At 40.0% G+C, this 18,756-nt stretch carries 14 protein-coding genes; 4 read left to right on the top strand and 10 right to left on the bottom strand.

Annotated elements, in window-relative coordinates; genetic code table 11:
• Positions 1-4: 4 nt before the first annotated feature.
• The 4 genes from H6H03_RS00615 to H6H03_RS00600 form a co-directional block, all read right to left on the bottom strand.
• Complete coding sequence (locus tag H6H03_RS00615; RefSeq protein WP_190953150.1) at positions 5-241, bottom strand: hypothetical protein; 237 nt, start codon at positions 239-241, stop codon at positions 5-7.
• Between the two features lie 427 nt (positions 242-668).
• A complete protein-coding gene (locus H6H03_RS00610) occupies positions 669-1,655 on the bottom strand; it encodes a PRC-barrel domain-containing protein (RefSeq protein WP_190953149.1) in 987 nt (328 codons plus the stop codon).
• Positions 1,656-1,713: 58 nt separating this feature from the next.
• On the bottom strand, positions 1,714-5,355 hold the full coding sequence (gene smc, locus H6H03_RS00605) for a chromosome segregation protein SMC (RefSeq protein ID WP_190953148.1): 3,642 nt from the start codon (positions 5,353-5,355) through the stop codon (positions 1,714-1,716).
• A gap of 571 nt (positions 5,356-5,926) precedes the next feature.
• A complete protein-coding gene (locus H6H03_RS00600) occupies positions 5,927-6,397 on the bottom strand; it encodes a BON domain-containing protein (protein ID WP_190953147.1) in 471 nt (156 codons plus the stop codon).
• A gap of 469 nt (positions 6,398-6,866) precedes the next feature.
• Here H6H03_RS00600 and H6H03_RS00595 point away from each other — a divergent pair, with 469 nt between their 5' ends.
• Both H6H03_RS00595 and H6H03_RS00590 read left to right on the top strand, forming a co-directional pair.
• Entirely contained in the window at positions 6,867-7,787 is a 921-nt protein-coding gene (locus tag H6H03_RS00595) for a ribonuclease D (protein WP_190953146.1), read from the top strand.
• Positions 7,788-8,190: 403 nt separating this feature from the next.
• Positions 8,191-9,033, top strand: a complete 843-nt coding sequence (locus tag H6H03_RS00590) for a tetratricopeptide repeat protein (protein WP_190953145.1) — start codon at positions 8,191-8,193, stop codon at positions 9,031-9,033.
• 140 nt (positions 9,034-9,173) lie between these two features.
• On the opposite strand, the gene H6H03_RS00585 is transcribed toward H6H03_RS00590, so the two are convergent.
• Positions 9,174-10,829 carry a sodium:solute symporter family protein gene (locus H6H03_RS00585; protein WP_190953144.1) on the bottom strand — a complete coding sequence of 552 codons (1,656 nt, stop codon included), beginning with the start codon at positions 10,827-10,829 and terminating at the stop codon, positions 9,174-9,176.
• A gap of 9 nt (positions 10,830-10,838) precedes the next feature.
• Positions 10,839-11,120, bottom strand: coding sequence for a DUF4212 domain-containing protein (locus H6H03_RS00580; protein WP_190953143.1), 282 nt, complete (start codon positions 11,118-11,120; stop codon positions 10,839-10,841).
• A gap of 671 nt (positions 11,121-11,791) precedes the next feature.
• On the opposite strand from H6H03_RS00580, the gene H6H03_RS00575 reads away from it, so the two are divergent.
• Positions 11,792-12,415 (top strand): site-2 protease family protein, encoded by a 624-nt coding sequence (locus tag H6H03_RS00575; RefSeq protein WP_190953142.1) that lies wholly within the window; start codon positions 11,792-11,794, stop codon positions 12,413-12,415.
• A gap of 57 nt (positions 12,416-12,472) precedes the next feature.
• On the opposite strand, the gene H6H03_RS00570 is transcribed toward H6H03_RS00575, so the two are convergent.
• Positions 12,473-13,864 (bottom strand): hypothetical protein, encoded by a 1,392-nt coding sequence (locus H6H03_RS00570; RefSeq protein ID WP_242057694.1) that lies wholly within the window; start codon positions 13,862-13,864, stop codon positions 12,473-12,475.
• Between the two features lie 478 nt (positions 13,865-14,342).
• On the opposite strand from H6H03_RS00570, the gene H6H03_RS00565 reads away from it, so the two are divergent.
• Positions 14,343-14,732: a Tudor-knot domain-containing protein gene (locus H6H03_RS00565; protein ID WP_190953140.1), complete on the top strand. Its 390-nt coding sequence runs from the start codon at positions 14,343-14,345 to the stop codon at positions 14,730-14,732.
• Between the two features lie 198 nt (positions 14,733-14,930).
• Here the strand turns inward: H6H03_RS00565 and H6H03_RS00560 are convergent, their stop codons facing one another.
• From H6H03_RS00560 to H6H03_RS00550, 3 genes are all read right to left on the bottom strand, one after another.
• The gene (locus H6H03_RS00560) at positions 14,931-16,601 is read right to left on the bottom strand and encodes a phosphatidylglycerol lysyltransferase domain-containing protein (protein WP_190953139.1); all 1,671 of its coding nucleotides are present in this window, start codon (positions 16,599-16,601) and stop codon (positions 14,931-14,933) included.
• Between the two features lie 20 nt (positions 16,602-16,621).
• Positions 16,622-17,530, bottom strand: coding sequence for an alpha/beta hydrolase (locus H6H03_RS00555; RefSeq protein ID WP_190953138.1), 909 nt, complete (start codon positions 17,528-17,530; stop codon positions 16,622-16,624).
• Between the two features lie 128 nt (positions 17,531-17,658).
• Positions 17,659-18,600, bottom strand: coding sequence for an alpha/beta hydrolase (locus H6H03_RS00550; RefSeq protein WP_242057695.1), 942 nt, complete (start codon positions 18,598-18,600; stop codon positions 17,659-17,661).
• Positions 18,601-18,756: the final 156 nt, after the last annotated feature.

The raw sequence follows: 18,756 nt of genomic DNA, 5'->3' as shown, positions 1-18,756 counted from the left end.
TGTACTAGTTACTTCCGCTGAGAGTAGCTTGCTGATTACGCAGTTCTTCGAGGGCAGCATCAATTTTGGCAAGCTCAGGTTCCAATTTTGCCATGACGCTTACCCTCATCAACTTAGCGCGTTTTGCTGTTTCTGTAGTTTCTTGAACTAAACGTTCCCGATATTGCTCAAGTTCTGCAATGACTTCTGCTATGTCTTGAGTGGTTACATCATTTGTTGTCAGTTCTGAGGTTTCATCCATATCTTTTATTTCCTTTATGTGTATTTATGATGATTTTTTGTCAGTGTTTGACTGTTGTTAATAGGCAATAGGCAATAGGCAATAGATTTTTTCACCAATGATTTAAGATTGCTATAGCTGACAAAAAATACATTCAGATCTTCTCAGATTGAGTGACCACTGGTAAAGCTTTTTGACGGAAATCCTCAAAAGGTTACTGTATTTTGTAAATTTATCTGTCGCAATCAATTTTCAAGTTGGTATAGCAGTTACCAGGTAGATTAGGGCAGAAACTGACCGTCAAACACCAACACCAAAAGACTTTTAAGCCTATTACCTATTGCCTATTGCCTATTGCTTGCTGTGCCACTACTGCGATTGAAAAATTAGCCCTTTCCCTACTTATTGTAAGGAAAGGGCTAGAGTTACCTTGAAATTGAATTACGAATTAATATCCGCCTTCTTCTTCGTATTCTGGCTGTCTTTCTTTGACTTTCTTGGGAATATTCACTGGCTTTGGCGCATCTTCCCAAGCATCGCTTTCTAAGTCGTCATAATCATCGTAGTCGTCAACGTATGGCTTGTTATAAGGCTGGGGTTCAGATTTTAGCGGTTGTTTATACCTGTCGCTACCTGTTGCTTCACTCCAGTTATCTTCTTCGTCGTCTTCTTCGTATTGAATAGACTCATACTGCCGCGCCTTCATTACTTGGCGCTGTGGCCTAACTTCTTCCACATAGTCTTCTGTCCATTCTTCTTCGGCTACGGGTTCAGGGGCGCGGACTTTTGGCTTGGGTGGCTGCAATGGCACTCCGCTTGGCAGTTGTTTATCTGGCGTCACTTGGCGTGGTGGAGTATAACCGTATTCTGCTTCTTCGTCTCGCTCCCACGGTGCTTTGCCGATGCCCAAACGCTCTAGTAAACCGACTGTTAACTGGTTCACGCGTTCTTCGGCTCCCTCAAACACAATCAAGCGATTGGGGCCTGTGCTGACAATTTCATCGACTGAGAACTCGTAAGTACTTAAAAATTGGTCGGGAATTTGGGGCAATCCTAATGAGGCAATGACTATGGAATCAAGTTTACCTGTTTCGCCGTTGAACTTGAAGCCACGAACTTTGCCTAAGACTTCACCTGTTTCTGTTATTACTTCCCAGTTAATCAGGTTGCTGAGAGCTTCAACTTCGATATCTTCTATTACATCTTCGTTATCAACCAGGATGACATCACCGATTTGGTTGATGTTGTTGAGGTACATGTAGCGCGGTATGCCCGAAATAGAGATCAGGCTGTCTCGCAAACCAAGAGCCACAACCTCTCGTTGATCGATATCTACCCACACTTGACTGACGATGCCTAGCCGCTTGCCGTTGTCGCGGGTAATTACCTGAGTATTTAATATGTCGGAACGCCTAATTATTTGTTCAGAGGTCATTCTATACCGAGTCCTGATCTCGAATCCGGTTTATCTATACACTATTATTAACAAAAACTCAAGCAGATGTATTGGATGATGTTAATTTAATCCCCAAAACTTGAGTATAAGCTCCTCGTGCTTGAGTAACGCCAATTGTGCGTTCGGCTGATTCTATCATCGGACGACGCAAACTAACAACTATAAATTGAGCTTGTTGTGACTGTTGTTTGATCATTCTAGCTAATCGCTCTACGTTTGCTCCATCCAAAAACATATCTACTTCATCAAAGGCGTAAAATGGCGATGGACGGTAGCGTTGCAGGGCAAAGATAAAGCTCAAGGCTGTGAGTGATTTTTCTCCCCCAGACATGGAAGCTAGACGCTGTACCGGTTTACCTTTGGGATGGGCAACTAAATTCAGTCCGCTGCTAAATGGATCTTCGGGATTTTCCAGTTGCAGGTAACCATCGCCATCGGAGAGAACTGCAAAAATTGATTGAAAGTTTTCATTGACGGCATCGAAAGCTTCTTTAAAAGCGAGTTGCCGCAATGTGGTAAAGTTCTCAATTCGCAAAAGTAATTCGGTGCGTTCCCCTTCTAAGGTTTCTAATTTTTGCGTTAGTTCTTGGAGGCGGTTTTGGGTGCGTTCGTATTCTTCCAACGCCAGCATGTTGACAGGTTCCATTGCTTGCAAGCGTTTGGAGAGCGATCGCAATTCTTTCTGCAATTCTTCCAAGTCTACCTTATCTGGAACTTCCGGCAGTGGGTTGGGTAATTCTGCTGCCACATCGCGCAACTGACTTTGCAGTGCAACTAGTTCTTCTCGCCGTTTTTCTTGGGTTTCTTGGAGTTTTTGGATTTCCCATTCTAGTTGTTGCTGGCGTAGAAGTTGCGATCGCACTTCTTGTTCTGTGGCGTCGCGTTTTTGTTTTTGTTCGCCCAATTTTTGTTCCATTTGATTCAACGATAGACGGGTTTGGGCGATTTGGTCGTTTATCGTTGTGATTTGGTTCAAGACGCGATTCATCGCGTCTCTACAAGAGGTTTGTTGGGTTTCGTATTCGGCGATTCGGGTTTCGGCTTCTTGGATTTTTTCTTGGAGGCGCTGTTGCTGATTTTCTAAATTTTTTAATCTTTGTTCGGCTTCTCTTAATGCTGATTCGCGTTGTTGTAATTGTTGCTCTTGAATTTTAATGGTTGCTTGGATTTGTTGCCATTCACTGGGAGTTTGAGAGGCTTCTAACTCTGCTAAGGCGTGTCGTAATTGTTGCAGTTGAGTTTCTTGTCCTGGTAATTCCCGCTCCAAAACTTCCAGACGAGATTGAGCAGCAGCTAATTTTTCGCTGTTTTGGACTAATTGCGATCGCGTCCCCTCTAATTGCGTTGTTAAATTTTTAATATCTTTGTGCAATTGTTCTAACTGCAACTGCTGTTCGCGCCGTGCTTGTCGGGCTTCTGTTAATTCTTGCGTTAATTGTTTGGTTCTGCTTGACAAAGTGGCGATCGCTTCAGTGCAACGCTCTAAAACTCGCTCAATATCCACCAAACGATTTTTTAAAGCAATAACTTCATCAGATTCCGCCGCTTCGCCAGTACCAAAGCGCAATGCCGAACGTTGAGTGTTGCTGCCACCAGTCATTGCACCGCTGGTTTCTAACAATTCCCCGTCTAAGGTGACGATACGGTAGAGTCCTAAATTTTTCCGCGCCTGTTCGAGACTCCCAAAGACAACAGTGTTACCGAAGACGTAGCTAAATACATCTTTGTAACGGCGATCGCAATCGACTAAGTTCACAGCATAGTTGATAAAGCCGCTAGCCAAACGCAGCGTTGCATCTTGAGTAAATTTCCCAGCAGAAATTTTATTTAGCGGTAAAAAAGTCGCTCTCCCAGCACGTTTTTGTTTGAGCAATTCAATACCCGCTGCGGCAATACCGTCATCTTCAACCACAATATGTCCCAAACGTCCACCAGCGGCAATTTCCAAAGCTAGCTGATAGCGGGGTTCTACTCGTCCTAGCTGGACAACCAAGCCGCAAACCCCAGGCATTCCTGATTGTAAAATCACTTTACTCGCTTGAGTACCTTGGACTTCTTGCTGTGCTTGCGTCTGTGCTTCTAATTTATCTAACTGACGTTGTTTTTCTCGTTGTTCGGCAAGTAATCGCTTTTGGGTTTCCTGCTGAATCTGCAATTCTTGTTCTGTGGCTGAGAGATTTTGCGCTAAATTTTGGATGGGTTCGCTAGAAGCGTTAAATTCCGTTTCGATTCCACTACATTCAGCTTGTTTTGCGGCTAATTCCGGCTCATAGCGTTCAATTAGCAGAGTTTGTTCTTGGATGAGTTGTTGTAACTGGTTATTGCGTTCCCTGAGTTGCGCTTGTTCAGTGCGTTGGGGTTCCAGAGTTTGCAACAAAGTTTCAATTTGACGGTTGAATGCCGTTTGTTGCTGTACCCACGCCTCCGAAGCCGAGGCGATTTCTGCGGCTGCTTGGCGAGAAGTTTCTAAAGTTTGTTGCGCTTCGTTTCTTTGCTGCTGTGAAGACGCGATTAATTGCGTCTCTGCAAGCTGCGTTTCGGCAACTTCTTGGAGAGTATGACGCTGTTGTTCAATCTCCTGCTGAGTTTGAGCCAGACGCTGGGCAGTTTCTTCAAAAGCCGTTTGTAATTCCGTTTGCTGACGCAACAATTGTTTGCGTTCTGCTTCTTGGGTAGCGAGGGTAGATTGTACCGCTAAAAGTTCGTCTTCTCCCAAAGCTTTCACGTGGGCATTGAGTTCTTCAAGTTCGGCAGTTTTTTGGACAATCTGGGAATTGAGATTTGTAAGTTGCGTATTGAGTTCGCCAGAATTACGATCGCCATTTTGAATTTCACCAACCAACTTTTCTTGGTGTGCTTGCAGCGATCGCCATGATAATACAGCTTCCCAAGATTGCTTCGCTAAGAATTCCGCCCGCAGTTTTTGATACTTTTCAGCTTTAGCACGATCTTGAGAAAGGCGATCGCGTTGTGCAGTTAATTCCGTCTCAATAATCCGACAGCTATCTTCCTTTTCCTTTACCTCATCTAAAGTAGATTTTGCTTGATTAATCTTGCGATCGAACGCCGCCACCCCAGCCAACTCATCAATAATTTCCCGCCTCTCCCGTCCATTCATCGAAATAATACTAGTGACATCCCCCTGCAACACCACGTTGTAACCTTCAGGATAAATCCGCAGATTATTTAATTCTTCATGCAACTCCGTCAGCGTACAACTTACACCATTGATGTAGTAATTCGATGTATAAGTCCCCTGATGAGTCACCCGCAACTTCCGAGTGACACTCCACTCTGCCAATCTTCGATTTTGGACTTCCGATTTTAAATTTTCTTCCCCTGCTCCCTCTGCTTCCCCTGCTTCCCCTGCTTCCTCCCTTTGCGCCTGGGCGCCTCTGCGTGACACTTCATCCGACAAATCAAACGTCACCGTCACACTAGCCTCAATTGCAGCCCGTCCCTTAGCCGTTTGAGCATTATTTACCAAATCTGGCAAGCGATCGGCTCGCATTCCCTTAGAACTAGCGAGTCCCAAACAAAACAGGAGGGCATCGAGAATATTTGATTTACCCGAACCATTTGGCCCAGATATGACAGTAAACCCCGGCAGCAAAGGGACTTGGGTAGTACCGCCGAAGGATTTGAAGTTAGTGAGTTCCACGCGCTTGACATGCACCATAGGGCGCTGGTTAACTGGGCTAATGGTTAATGAAGAACAAGTGTATCAACTAATTCAAGAATCGCAAGAGGGTAAGAGGAATAATTCAGGATTATTAAACCACAGAGGACGCAGAGAACGCAGAGGGGCACAGGAAGAAAATCTAAAATCTCAAATTGGCAAAGGGGGCAATAGCTTGCATTTCATTCACAAATTTTTGTAAGAGGATTTTGCAAGTATGTAAGATTTTAGTAGTAATAGACAAACCATGCACTAAATTATGCAACTAGGAGATTCTTGACTTTCAACGTCCCGATGATATTCGACTCAAAGGTACAAGAGTAAGAATTGAAACTCTAACTATAATATTATTTTATTTTTCATCAAAGCCTTTCATTAAGTATTAAATTATACTTTAATATAATCAAAAAGGCGATCGCCCTCCGCCTTGAGCTTGCGAAGCGGGTAAAGAGTTCGCCCAGGAGTAGGTTGATGTAGAGATGTTGAAATGCAACATCTCTACAAGAATTTAGATATCATGCACAATCTTTTTCATGCATGAAATCACCAATGTCGAAGTTCAGCTATTGTCCTATGGCTTTTTCACAGCTTCAACTTTTGCTTCTACCTTCACAGTTTTCACACCTTGAACTTCCTTAGCTAAAGTTTCAGCTTTTTTGAGTTCTTCAACAGAACTAGCTGTGCCTTTGAGGATAATTTCACCCTCTTTGTTTTCAACTTCTAACTTATTCCCTGGTAAATCTTGATTCAACCTTTTACTAACTTCAATTTTTAAATTACTTTCAGCTTTTGTTGCTGTGGTTGTTGGCGAATCAGTTTTAACTTTAGTCTTTGTAGTAGCTGCCGGAACAATGGTTGGTTGTGCTGGAACGTTAACAATTTTATCAATACCTGGATTGGTTTCGGAAGCTGGTTTTGCTGGTGGTTGTGATGCTTCATTGGTATTGCTAGGAGTTTCAGAACCAGTTTTAGTAGCTTCTTGGCAACCAACAGCACCAATTACGAGAATACCACTAACTAAAAATGGAATTAGCTTTTTCATTATTCATCTCCGAATTCAGTAGTTGAAGCGACTAGTTAAGCTGTGTGTAATGGTGAGGAGCAAATGTGAAAAATTTCTTATTTTTTGTTGGTCATTTGTCTTTTATCATTTCTTCTCTGTGATTTGTAGTTTGTAAATGACCAATGACTAATGACTAAAAAGTTTGGAGAAGCACCAATTCAATTTTTTTAGGGCTGCTGACTAGTATAGCTTTGCAACACTTTCTGGCTATCTGTCAATTTCAGGTAGATGCTAACTAGCTTTCTTGGAATGAGACTATGCAACCCCAGACTAGTGATTTGATGTTATCAGATTTGAGCAAGTTTGGCGATGTTTACAACAACCTTACTTCAGCAACTCAAAATTTCAGCATTTTTGCAATTCTCTGCCAGCAAAATTACCAACAAAATGTTACTTTAAAAAACTATGGCTTGCTTAAAATGCCCAAAATACCAGGAAAGATTAGCCAATGCCCTACCTCACTTCCGCCCGCGAAATTCGCGCCATTGTCGCTGAATATACTCATGCTAAAACGCTGTGGATAGATACAGAAGTGGCTGACTATAAAAGCCGCAATCCCAAGCTGTCGCTGATTCAGGTATTGGACGATGCTCATGATATGAGTGGCGATCGCGTTTATCTTTTAGATGTCTTAGAACAAGATGACATTATAGCTGAATTTATTGAAGAAATCATGTTAAATCCTACTATTGAAAAAGTTTTTCATAATGCCAGCTACGATCTTAAACTTCTCGGTAATAAAAAAGCAAAAAATATTACTTGTACTTTGGAAATGGCAAAGAAAATTCCTTATTATCTCTTACCATTGCCAAATTACCAACTCCAAACTATAGCTACTGCACTTTGTAGTTTTAACAATATCGACAAACAAGAACAACAAAGCGATTGGGGAAAACGTCCTCTGACTGAAGAACAAATAGAGTATGCTTACCTAGATTGTATTTATCTGGCTCAAATTCACTCGAATTTGTTAAAATTACAAGCCCAAGCTAACCCCGAACCCGCAACAGAAGATTTAACAATACTCAGTGCTAGATATTCGCAAATTGAGCAGCAATACAAGTTATTAAATTCAGAATTTGAGCATTTGCAAGAACGTATAAAAAAAGCTATGCAAGCCCAGAATATATCTGAAACTGCTGATTACAAGCTGAGTAGTTATGAGCGTACCACAATCAAAACTACGTTTACAGAATTGGCAACTCTAGCACAAAACCAAGGTCTTGATTTAGATTTTCCCATTACATTAACTCAGAAACTCCAAAAAGATTTGGGGCAAAATCTAGAACAATTGTCTGTAGATATTGATAAAACTACCGCTTGGCGGCTAACTGCCAAAACTCAGGATACTGAAACGGAAAATGAGTAACAGACGCGATAAATCACCGTCTCTACAAAGGACTATAAAATCTATTTATTTCTCTCTGCGTAGGCGTAAGCCCGCCCCAGGCATCTCTGTGCCTCTGTGGTTTGTAAGTTATTTATTTCACCGCAGAGGCGAAGAGGGCACAGAGAGAAGAGGTTATAGAGAAATTTATCTTCGAGAATTTTTATATGCCTTGAAAGGGTTCATCGTAGAATTTATAAAATTTCTTAAAAGCTGTATCAAAAGTTAGAATAATTTTTCTGCTTAAGAATTAAAATCTAGAGTTTGGGATTAATTTATTTCAGGTGTTCTCAAGAAACAATAAAGGCGTCAGTCAGCAGATTTTCTTGTTTTGACTTCTGAATTGAATTGGTGAATTATTCTTTAAGGTAGTTTATCTTAACTTATGATACGGCGTTTATTTGGGCAAAAACGAACAAGGGTAAATAAAGTATTTACCATAGCTATTTTTACTACATTAACGGTAATTAGTAGCGTTTCTTGTAGTAAGAATGACAATGTATTAATCACAGAAGTCGGAGTTAATCCACCTACCCGCCGTTCGGCTATCAGAACTAAAGCTGAAGCATTCTATGTTCAGGGAAAAAATCAGCATGTCAACGGCGATTTGCAAGCAGCGATCGCTTCTTACGGGAATGCAATTAATGAAAATTCTCAATATGTCGCTGCTTACAACGGTCGTGGATTAGCCTATTTTGATTTGGGAGACAAGGAAAAAGCGATCGCAGATTACAATCAAGCACTGCGTATCAATCCCAACAACGCCGAAGCCTACAATAACCGAGGAAATGCCCGCGCTTCACAAGGAAATAACCGAGAAGCAATTAAAGATTACAGTGAAGCGATTCGCCTAAACCCAAACTACGCCGAAGCCTACAACAACCGGGGTAACGCCCGCGCCTCCTTAGGAGAAAAAAACAGGGGGCTGGATGATTTTGACCAAGCCATTGCCCTCAACCCCAGATATGCTATTGCCTACAATAATCGGGGAAACGCCCGTGCTGCCAATGGAGATCCTCAAGGAGCGATCGCAGATTACAATGAAGCGATTCGCCTCAATCCTAACTTTGCTCCTGCCTACAATAACCGAGGAAATGCCCGCGCCAAGAATGGAGACAAGGAAGGGGCGCTAAAGGACTTAGAACAAGCAGCAAACATCTTTCAAACTCAAGGTAACAATGATTTATACCAACAAGTGACGAAAAACATCAAAGAACTTGCACAGTAGTGGGGCATGGAGAATGGGGGAGATGAGGGAGACAAATCAATTCAAATTCAAAATGACGCTCGCGGACACGGCGAATCGCTGCTCTAACAAAATTCACGCATTAAAGAACTTCTGCCTCCTCTTTTCCCATGCCCCATGCCCTATTCTTCAATAATTGGTGTACGAAGGTCTTCTACCAATGCTTGAATTTCTGCTGGTGGAGGTGGTGTTAGGCGAGAAACTACTAGGGTAACTATGAAGTTGATAATCATGCCCAAAGTACCGATTCCTTCGGGAGAAACACCAAAAAACCAGGGTTGGACGCCGCCAAATTTTACCGCAACAATGTAGATGATGGTAAAAATTAAACCCGTCAACATCCCAGCGATCGCACCTTCAGAATTGGTGCGTTTGTCGAAAATTCCCAGGAAAATTACTGGAAAGAAGCTAGCAGCAGCTAAACCAAAGGCAAACGCTACTACTTCACTCACGAATCCCGGCGGATTTACCCCAAAATATCCGGCGAGAACGAGGGAAAAACCTACCATGATGCGTCCGACAAACACCCGTTTTTGTTCTGAAGCAGTGGAATCTACTATGCGGTAGTAGATATCGTGGGCGATGGAACTGGAAATTACCAGTAATAAACCGGATGCTGTTGACAAAGCAGCAGCTAAGCCGCCAGCCGCTACCAAACCAATCACCCAAGGAGGAAGTTTAGCTACTTCTGGGGTGGAAAGCACTATGATGTCTCGGTCAATGTTAATTTCATTGGTGTCTTTCTTGGGAGTCAACTGGAAACGCCCATCTTTATTTTTGTCGTCAAAGCTTAGCAGTTTGGTTTTTTCCCATTTGGTTGCCCAGTCTAGTTGTTGCACTTGTGTAACTGTCTGATTGTGCAGGGAATCAATCAGGTTATAGCGGGCAAACATGGAGAGGGCGGGAGCAGTTGTATAAAGAATTGCAATAAACAACAGTGCCCAACCAGCGGAAAAACGGGCTGCACGCACACTTGGTACTGTATAGAAACGCACGATAATATGGGGCAACCCGGCTGTACCTACCATCAGGGCAATGGTGGTAAACAGCACATCTAGCATGGATTTATTGACAAATGGCTCAGTATATTGCTTAAATCCCAGGTCAAGCTGGATTTGGTTGAGTTTGTCAGCAACATTACTGAAAGTAAATGCTAGCTGGGGAATAGGATTGCCGGTGAGGAACCAAGCGATCGCGATCGCTGGAATCAAGTAAGCAACAATTAATACTCCATACTGCGCTACTTGTGTCCAGGTAATGCCTTTCATACCCCCCAACACTGAGAAAAAGCCGACGATTATCATACCGATAATCACGCCTGTATTGATATCTACTTGTAGGAAGCGGCTAAAAACAATCCCCACGCCGCGCATTTGACCAGCAACGTAGGTGAGGGAAATGAAAATAGCTGCAATTACAGCCACCAAACGAGCGATATTAGAGTAGTAGCGATCGCCTACGAAATCTGGAACTGTATACTTACCAAATTTCCGCAGGTAGGGAGCCAGCAATAATGCCAGTAGTACATAGCCGCCAGTCCAGCCCATTAAAAAAATAGAACCGTCGTAGCCCAAAAAAGAAATCAGTCCGGCCATTGAAATAAACGAAGCTGCGGACATCCAGTCAGCAGCCGTAGCCGCACCATTAGCAATTGAGGGTATCCCCTGACCTGCAACAAAGAAATCTTTAGTATTTTCGACTCGTGATTGCCAACCAATATAAATGTAGGCGACAAAGGAAAGTCCAACTAATACAATAGTCCAAATTTCAACTGACACAGTTTTTCCTCACTTCCTGAGATTGTATTTGTCGTCTTGCTTGCTGGGATTGTATTTGCGGTCTAGCTTGTCCATCTGGAAAGCATAAATGAAAATCAGTCCCACAAATACCAGGATCGATCCTTGCTGCGCCATCCAAAAACCAAAGGGTACGCCAAAAAACCGTATTGTATTCAAAGGTTGAACCAACAAAATACTGAAAACGAGGGAAACTAAGACCCAGACAATTAAAAGATTACGGATTAAAGCAGTATTAGCACGCCAATAAGAACGGCGCTGATCTTCATCCATTGTTATTTATCATCACTACGTTAGTGCATCAAAATAATACCAAGAAGCTTTTATTATGCTGTATGATAATGTGTTAATTTTTATATTTAGTCAATAATATTTAACTTTAAGTATAAAAAAACTCTGCTAATTGCTCTAAATTAAAGCTTCTCTAACTGTGAATTTTTATTAACAAACACTTCAGAAGTCAGCAGTCAGCAGTCTGACTTACAGTTTCTATACCAAATATTTAAAATATTTACGTACTAATTACCAGGATATTAACACCACCAAATGCTATGAAATGCTGTGGTGGGAACTCTACCAGTCATTAGCTGTAATATAACTAAGTTATTTTTTATTTAAAAAGATACCAAAACTTACTGTAGTTTATTACGTAGTTAATTTAATAACATTAATTATCAGCTTTTGTTTATTGTACACGTAAATCTTACTAAACATTAGTACATCGTGATACAAGAATTACGTATTTAATATAGATGAAATATGCATCATTAATGCGACAAAAGTTGAATTAAACATGACATTGGTAAAAATATCTCTGAAAGAATGCGAAATGCATCAATCCGAGTTTGTAGATATAGATCGATCTACAAAAGTGAGATGCATATTTTAACTTAGCCCTCAAAAAGCCCAAATTTTAGCTTCTCCCATACCACGAATCAGAATATATGTTTATTGAAACACTATTTACAGAGCCGATTTATTTTTTCAGAATCATTATAATTGTCATATTTTCCATCACTTTACACGAACTTGCTCACGGCTGGGCTGCAATGAGTCAGGGAGATAACACTCCACAAAAAACAGGTCATCTCACCCTCAATCCTGTAGTTCACATGGGCAAAGAATCAATTATTTTTCTCTGTCTCATGGGTATAGCCTGGGGACAAATGCCCGTTAACCCTTCCAAATTTCGCTCTCCCAAGCTAGGCAATATTTTAGTATCCGCAGCCGGGCCATTATCAAATCTTACTTTAGGCATTATATTTATTTTAGTGCTTAAACTTCTAGCTAATTTCAGTTTTTCAGCACTCTTTAGTGTCGAGTTTCTTTATCTAGCGGCTCGAATAAATTTGACGTTATTTCTATTTAATCTGTTGCCAATTCCACCCCTTGATGGCTTCCATGTTTTCAGTGAAATTTTTCCGAAGTTAAAGCCATTAGAAAATACTCAATTTGGAATCTTTGCAATGATGCTTCTATTTATAATTCCAGAATTTGGCATAGGACTTAGTGGCATTGCTGATTTACTTATCCGGTTAATGCTTGGGGGAGAGTCCGTAAATTTTTAGCCCAATACGTTTAGCCACAGATCCCCGACTTCTTTGAGAAGTCGGGGATCTTGTTGTTTACAAATAATTTAGGGTTGCTGGCTTTTTGGTGTAATATTCAGTTTTTGTATAAATGCTGATAATACTATCACCAACTGCAAAAAAAGTACCTTGTTGCTCATTTTTAGAAAATTGCAAATTTGGGTATTTTGCAGCAGCTTCTTGGGCAGTCATGGCTTTTGCTGACATTTGTTCTGGCAATACTCCAGTACAGCCGATATAAAATACCAAAGGAGAAATCTTGTCTTGATAGATTTTTTCTGTATATTCCTCTAGTTTGGTATTTGCTACTGTTAACGCTGAAATCATTTCTTCTTTATTGATTTGCTTACCAGCTTGTTTATCCTGCAACAACTGTGCCAAACTATCAGCGCCGACTTTCTTCAAAATAGCTGCAACTGTGCCATTCTGCTCAAGCCCAAGAAAATCATCAAAAATCGGTTTCATCAACTCATCCACTTTTGTAATCTTGGTGCGTGATGAAATTAGCCTCTCTCTAACAGCAAGATTCTGGTTAAATGCCATCTCGAAACTAGCCTTAGCGATAATTTCTTTAGTATCTTTATCATAAAGGCGATACATTCTATTCAGAAATTTGTTAGCCGAATGCAACTTGCTAAAGTTAAGAATGTCTTGGCTACCGATATCAATTTTATAGCTCAATCTTGATTCCAAAGTACCATTAACTAAAGCTTCATGAATATCTGTGTATTCATTAGTTGTCGGGAAGTTGATGTAGATGTTCTTAGATAGATAGTGTTTTTTAAACTCATCTAATTGTTCGGCTACAAATACATCTGATTCCTTTTTCAAATGAGCAGAAATAATACTAGTAAGTACTTTAATTTCTGCTAGTTGATTGAATAATCCATCAATGCTGCTGTAATGACTATCAGCAGGTACAAGCGGCAAGCTATCTAGCTGAATGGTATATTCAGTACGAAAGTCAAAATTTTTGGCATCCAACACGCCTTTTTCTTTAAGCAAGTCAAAAGCTTTTTTACTACTAATTTTGACTTGTAAGGATTTGACGTTGATTTTGCCGTCCCTAACAATGGTGTAATTATTAAAACTATTGAGGTCATTGACTAGCAAACCTGCTACCTCAAGAGTGGGAGTTTGGTCTGCTGATTTGGCAAGTTTAACTTTACATTTAATCAGCATATTAATAGTAGCGGTATTGCGATTAAAGTGAAACTCGCCCATACCAACATACTCAGCATTGTCTATATTTTCTGTTTGCAACCAAGGTTGGATTAGTTCTCCGTTTTCGTCTCTCACACCTCTAACACGCTTGACACTTGTTCTTTGATAATGTTCTTGCAGGTGCTTGATGTTGACAATAATATTGTTACGATATTCTGTCAAAATTTGGATGAGTTCTACTAAAGAAATTTGATTAGTTTTCATCTTGCCACCTTCCATGAAAGCTAAGTTTAAATATGCTGTTTAAACTGTAAAAAATTGAAGAGTAAACGTACAATAAACCGATGCCAAATATATGTTAAAATTGGCAAATAAGGCACAAGTATTGTGCGATCGCATTACATTCACGAACTAGCCACCAAACACGTTGTGTTCAAACTTTGGGTATTTCCAGGTTCTCTGCTCACCGGATATTCATACTTATATAATACACTTGTACTATAAAAATGTCAAGTCGTGATGCCTAGCATTGATATCAATTAAGTAAAATCGAAAACTACTGTTAATTTTGAATACGGTATCGTTCAGCAATATCTTCACAAGCTGCCATGTAATTTCATAAATTTTGCTGAGGCGATCGCCAACTAAATCGCACAAAATTAGTAACGGAAAGTTGCAAATTTGATGATATTTAAACAAATCATCAAAAGTTAGATTTTACTGATTAAATAGAGACAAAGTAATGAAAAATAAACTATTGTTTGCTGGCATTTTCATGGCAACTTGGGTAGGAACATTAATCCCCAGTGCTTTTGCTGCTTCACCTTGTTCTGTGGGACAAAAAGCAGAGGTTTTTTGGAAAGATACATGGTATCCAGCAACAGTATTAGATGTTGATGATAATCAGTGCTATATTACCTACGATGGTTATGATAGTTCTTGGGATGAGTGGGTTGGAACTTCGCGTTTTCGGGCATCATTTGAAGTTGGGGATGCTGTGAGAATTCTGTGGAAGGGTAAATGGTATCAAGGGCGAATTTTAGATGTTAGTAATAATCTTTATAAAATTACTTATGATGGCTACGATAGTTCTTGGGATGAGTGGGTTGAACCCGCACGAGTAAGCAGATAAGTAATACTTTACTTTTATAAATTGGGAGGGACGATTTCCATAGATGAAATCGTCCCTTAATTTTTTATCAAAAGTGTTGCAAAAATCCATTCCTTTTAAGGATGGTATGAAAGACAAAAGTTAGGTTATGGTGTTATCGATAATTTTTTCCAAGATGCTTTTTTACCTTTGAGTGACTTTTGATAAATTCGTTGTAATTTAGGCTCCGGGTTTGAAATAATCAAAAAGGCGATCGCCTGAATCAGCACGAATCAATGCTACAACTACATCTGGTAAGGCAGCTAAACTAGGGTAAACTAAATAGCGTGGTTCCCAACGGGGGCGGAACTTCTCTTTATAGGCGTGTAGTCCTTGAAAATTGTAGAAGCGATTTAAATGCTCGTAAAGATAATACAATACTTTCTCTAAACGGCGTGATTCTGGATTATCTCCAACTCCAGCCAAGGCAGAAAGACCAAAATTAAAGCTATCGAAACCATTTTCTTTAAAATGCTGGAGTATGGAAATAAATAAAAAGTCCATTATGCCATGTTCGATAGACGGGCGGTGTCGCATCAGATCGATAGTTGCTTCGTTGAGTTGATACTCTGGGATAATATTAGCAAAAGCGCTAATCTGACCTTCTGGACTATACACCACAGCTATCTCACACTCTCGCAGATATGCTTCATCAAACCAACCTAAAGAAAAGTGTTTTTCCGAACCTTGTACCATCTTTAGCCATTCATCACTCACAGGTTTGAGTAAGTGCAATAAATCATTATCAATTGGTGGTTGATAAAAGTTAATTCGATATCCTAATTTTGTTAAACGATTGATTGAGGGTCTAAAATTTTTACCAGCTTTACCTTGTAATGTAAAACTTTTCAAATCCACAATCGCTTCTTCTCCAATCTTAAGTACCTTAAATCCCAAAGATTTGTAAAGTTCAACATCATCAGGCAAAGTTTGATAAAAAGCAGGATACCAATCATTGCGTTGACAAAACAGCTGGAAAGCGACAATTGTCTCTTTGCGGTCTTCAACCGGTCCTATGGGATCTCCTAAGGCGATCGCACCTCGTCCTTTGGGAACATAAGCGATTACACTATTACCAGAGGGACTGAAATAATAACTTTTATCATTTAATAGCGTCAAAGCTGCTAAAGAGGAACATCCATATTGTTCGACAATTTCTTTAGCTTTTTGTCTTTCATTGGCAGTTACTAAGTTACGCCAAAACACAGGTTGCAACAGCATAAACACTGCGTATGTAATAGTCACTGCTGCAATAATATAGATAGAATTAGCAAAAAACTCTCCAAATCGACTCTTTGGTTCCAGTCCCAAATTATCCTCAGTGAAGAACATCGCCAAAGTCTGAAGTACAGCTTCACGCCAATTAAAATTTTCTGAAAACTTGCCGTCTAACAAATAAAATCCAATAGTTCCGTATGCCAGAGTAAACAGTAAAGCACCGATAAGTACTCGGACTCCCTGTGCAATGGAAGGACGGTCTGATTGCGCGGTAAAAATATGGCGCATCAGAATTAATTGCACTAGCAAAACTCCAGAGAGTAGACTTTCTTCATAGTCCAATCCCTTCAGTAAGTGGCTGAAGATGGAAATTACCAAAAGACCAATAGTAAGTAACCAAGCAATTTTTTTTCTGCGTAATAAATTAGTAGCAAGTGTAAGTAAAATAAATCCAGTTATAGCGGCAAAAATATGACCGCTAGCACGAATTTCAAATGGTAAAAATTCTTTTAACCAGTGATTTCGTCCGTACAGGTTAGGTGTCACTGCTGATAATAAATTTACTACCCCAACTAAACCTGTAAGGAACGCTACACTCCAAAGTAAAATCTGAGTTTTTAATTTATTAGTCATTAATTTTGGCGTTAAAACTCTTAACTGGTAATTCCAAATTTTTTAAACTGTTCTCCTACATAAGAAAGAGAATCTTTGAGATGTTTGTGGAAGTAGTTCCAGCCAATATCGGCACCAGATAAACCATGACCTCCGGGAAAAGCATAAAATACATGAACAATGCCTAACTGACTTAAGGTTTCATGGAAAGCTTTGGTAGAAGCTAGTAAATCAATATCGTTCGCGCCTGCATCGAGGTAAACACGCAATTGCTTTCTATCTTCAGGTGATAGCTGTTGCACAATTTGTTGAGGACTATTTTGCGAACCGTTACTATCAGTAAAGTAACCGCTGTGGCTAAACAGAATATGGAAGTTGTTGAGATAGCGTAACCCGATATTAAAAGCTCCCCATCCCCCAGAAGATAGACCTCCCAGCGCCCAAAATTGGGGTTGTTCTAAAGTGCGGTAACGTGATTTAACAACTTGTACTAATTCCGAACCAATTAAAGTTCCAATTTTGCCATTTGGCCCATCAAAATAATCAGGATCGTACAATGGACTGGAACCACGATTATCATTACCATCAGGTGTAATTACAATCGATGGCGGTAATTTTTTAGTTTGATAAAGTTCGTGCAACACATCTAAAATTGCATATTTATCAGCAAAAGCGCGAGCATTATCATGTCCTCCATGTAGTAAGAATATCACTGGGTAACGTTTTTGCTGGTTTTTGTTATAGCCTGGAGGTAAAATTACGCCATAGTTGCGGACTGTACCCATCGCTTGGGAATTGAAGCTTGCTAATTGAAACTTTAGCCCAGTATTTGTTTCTTCTTGCGGCGGGTCTAGTTGCGGCGCACCTAATATAAATACATAATAATAACCGACCGTGATGAGGAGTGCGATCGCTCCTACCAAGCTAATGAAAAATTTAGAAATCTTCATATACTTTTAGTGCAAAAAATTCACCTTTACTGGATTAAAATTTAATATACTTAATCCAGTAAAATTTTTCCTCAGAGTTTTTCCATTTAAATTTGACCATCCAGGTTTTGAGAAGCTTCTGTGATTATTTATTTTTTAAAATTCAAACTTTGGTTATCAGCTTGATGTGCTATTTCTGATAATTTGAATTGTTCGCCTACAAATGTCAAAGAATCAGCTAAATGTTCCCGCCAATATTGCCAAGTATGACCGCCGGGAAACTCACGAAATAGATGGTAAATTTTGAGTTTTGCAAGGACTTGACTAAATTTTTGGCCTTCTTCAATTTCTTCAATATCAGATTTACCAGAATCGAGATAAATTCTCAACCGTTTTTGCGCTTGTAGTGGAATAGTTTTGATATAAATTATTGGGCTATTTGTCGGGCCACTTTTATCCTGAAAATAACCACTATGACTAAATAAAATGGAGAAATGATTCCAATTGTGTAATCCTACGTTAACAGCACCCCAACCGCCAGAAGATAAACCACCTATGGCCCAAAAATCTGGATTTTGTATTGTACGATAACGGCTTTGTACAACTTTTACTAATTCATCTCCCAAGGCTGTAGAAATTTTACCGTTTGGGCCATCGATATATTCAGGGTCTCGGTAGGGGCTAGAGCCGCGTTTGTCGTTACCATCTGGTGTAATAATTATGCTGGGTGGCAACTTACCTGTAATATAAAGTTGTTTGAGAGTTTTAAGAGCTTGTCCCTTATTTTCAACAAACCAATCTGTAGCATTACCGTGTCCACCGTGGAGAAGAAAGATTACAGGATAGCTGCGTTTTGGGTTTTGTTCGTAGTCAGGGGGTAAAGAAACGCCGTAGGTACGACTTGCACCCATGATTTGACTATCGTAAGTTTCAATCTTATAGCTGAGGGAAGTAGGCAAATCGCTAGCATTAGGCTGGGATGGAAGAGGGGAAGGCGTTGTTTGTAAGTTTTGCTGTTGGGGTGGTTTGGCGACGACACTTTGGGATAAATTACAACTAACTAGTGTCAATACTGAAAGTAGCAAAAACATTTTTGATTTTTTGTAGTTCATCTTTAAAAGGCATTAGACATTTGGTGCTAGCAATCAAAAGTTTACGCAAGTAATTTGTCAATGTTGTGTCAACACGATGGAAACTGTACGACTGTTTGTAAGTTAAAAATCAAAAGTTAGGATAAGTTTCTTGAG

Source organism: Nostoc paludosum FACHB-159 (assembly GCF_014698835.1).
Classification (GTDB): domain Bacteria; phylum Cyanobacteriota; class Cyanobacteriia; order Cyanobacteriales; family Nostocaceae; genus Nostoc; species Nostoc paludosum.
This window is presented reverse-complemented; position numbering and strand designations above follow the sequence as displayed.

What these genes read in the sequence shown, in the direction of transcription:
- H6H03_RS00615 (WP_190953150.1), bottom strand. Translation starts at nt 241, where the DNA reads ATGGATGAAACCTCAGAACTGACAACAAATGATGTAACCACTCAAGAC.
- H6H03_RS00610 (WP_190953149.1), bottom strand. Translation starts at nt 1,655, where the DNA reads ATGACCTCTGAACAAATAATTAGGCGTTCCGACATATTAAATACTCAG.
- smc (WP_190953148.1), bottom strand. Translation starts at nt 5,355, where the DNA reads ATGGTGCATGTCAAGCGCGTGGAACTCACTAACTTCAAATCCTTCGGC.
- H6H03_RS00600 (WP_190953147.1), bottom strand. Translation starts at nt 6,397, where the DNA reads ATGAAAAAGCTAATTCCATTTTTAGTTAGTGGTATTCTCGTAATTGGT.
- H6H03_RS00595 (WP_190953146.1), top strand. Translation starts at nt 6,867, where the DNA reads ATGCCCTACCTCACTTCCGCCCGCGAAATTCGCGCCATTGTCGCTGAA.
- H6H03_RS00590 (WP_190953145.1), top strand. Translation starts at nt 8,191, where the DNA reads ATGATACGGCGTTTATTTGGGCAAAAACGAACAAGGGTAAATAAAGTA.
- H6H03_RS00580 (WP_190953143.1), bottom strand. Translation starts at nt 11,120, where the DNA reads ATGGATGAAGATCAGCGCCGTTCTTATTGGCGTGCTAATACTGCTTTA.
- H6H03_RS00575 (WP_190953142.1), top strand. Translation starts at nt 11,792, where the DNA reads ATGTTTATTGAAACACTATTTACAGAGCCGATTTATTTTTTCAGAATC.
- H6H03_RS00570 (WP_242057694.1), bottom strand. Translation starts at nt 13,864, where the DNA reads ATGAAAACTAATCAAATTTCTTTAGTAGAACTCATCCAAATTTTGACA.
- H6H03_RS00565 (WP_190953140.1), top strand. Translation starts at nt 14,343, where the DNA reads ATGAAAAATAAACTATTGTTTGCTGGCATTTTCATGGCAACTTGGGTA.
- H6H03_RS00560 (WP_190953139.1), bottom strand. Translation starts at nt 16,601, where the DNA reads ATGACTAATAAATTAAAAACTCAGATTTTACTTTGGAGTGTAGCGTTC.
- H6H03_RS00555 (WP_190953138.1), bottom strand. Translation starts at nt 17,530, where the DNA reads ATGAAGATTTCTAAATTTTTCATTAGCTTGGTAGGAGCGATCGCACTC.
- H6H03_RS00550 (WP_242057695.1), bottom strand. Translation starts at nt 18,600, where the DNA reads ATGTTTTTGCTACTTTCAGTATTGACACTAGTTAGTTGTAATTTATCC.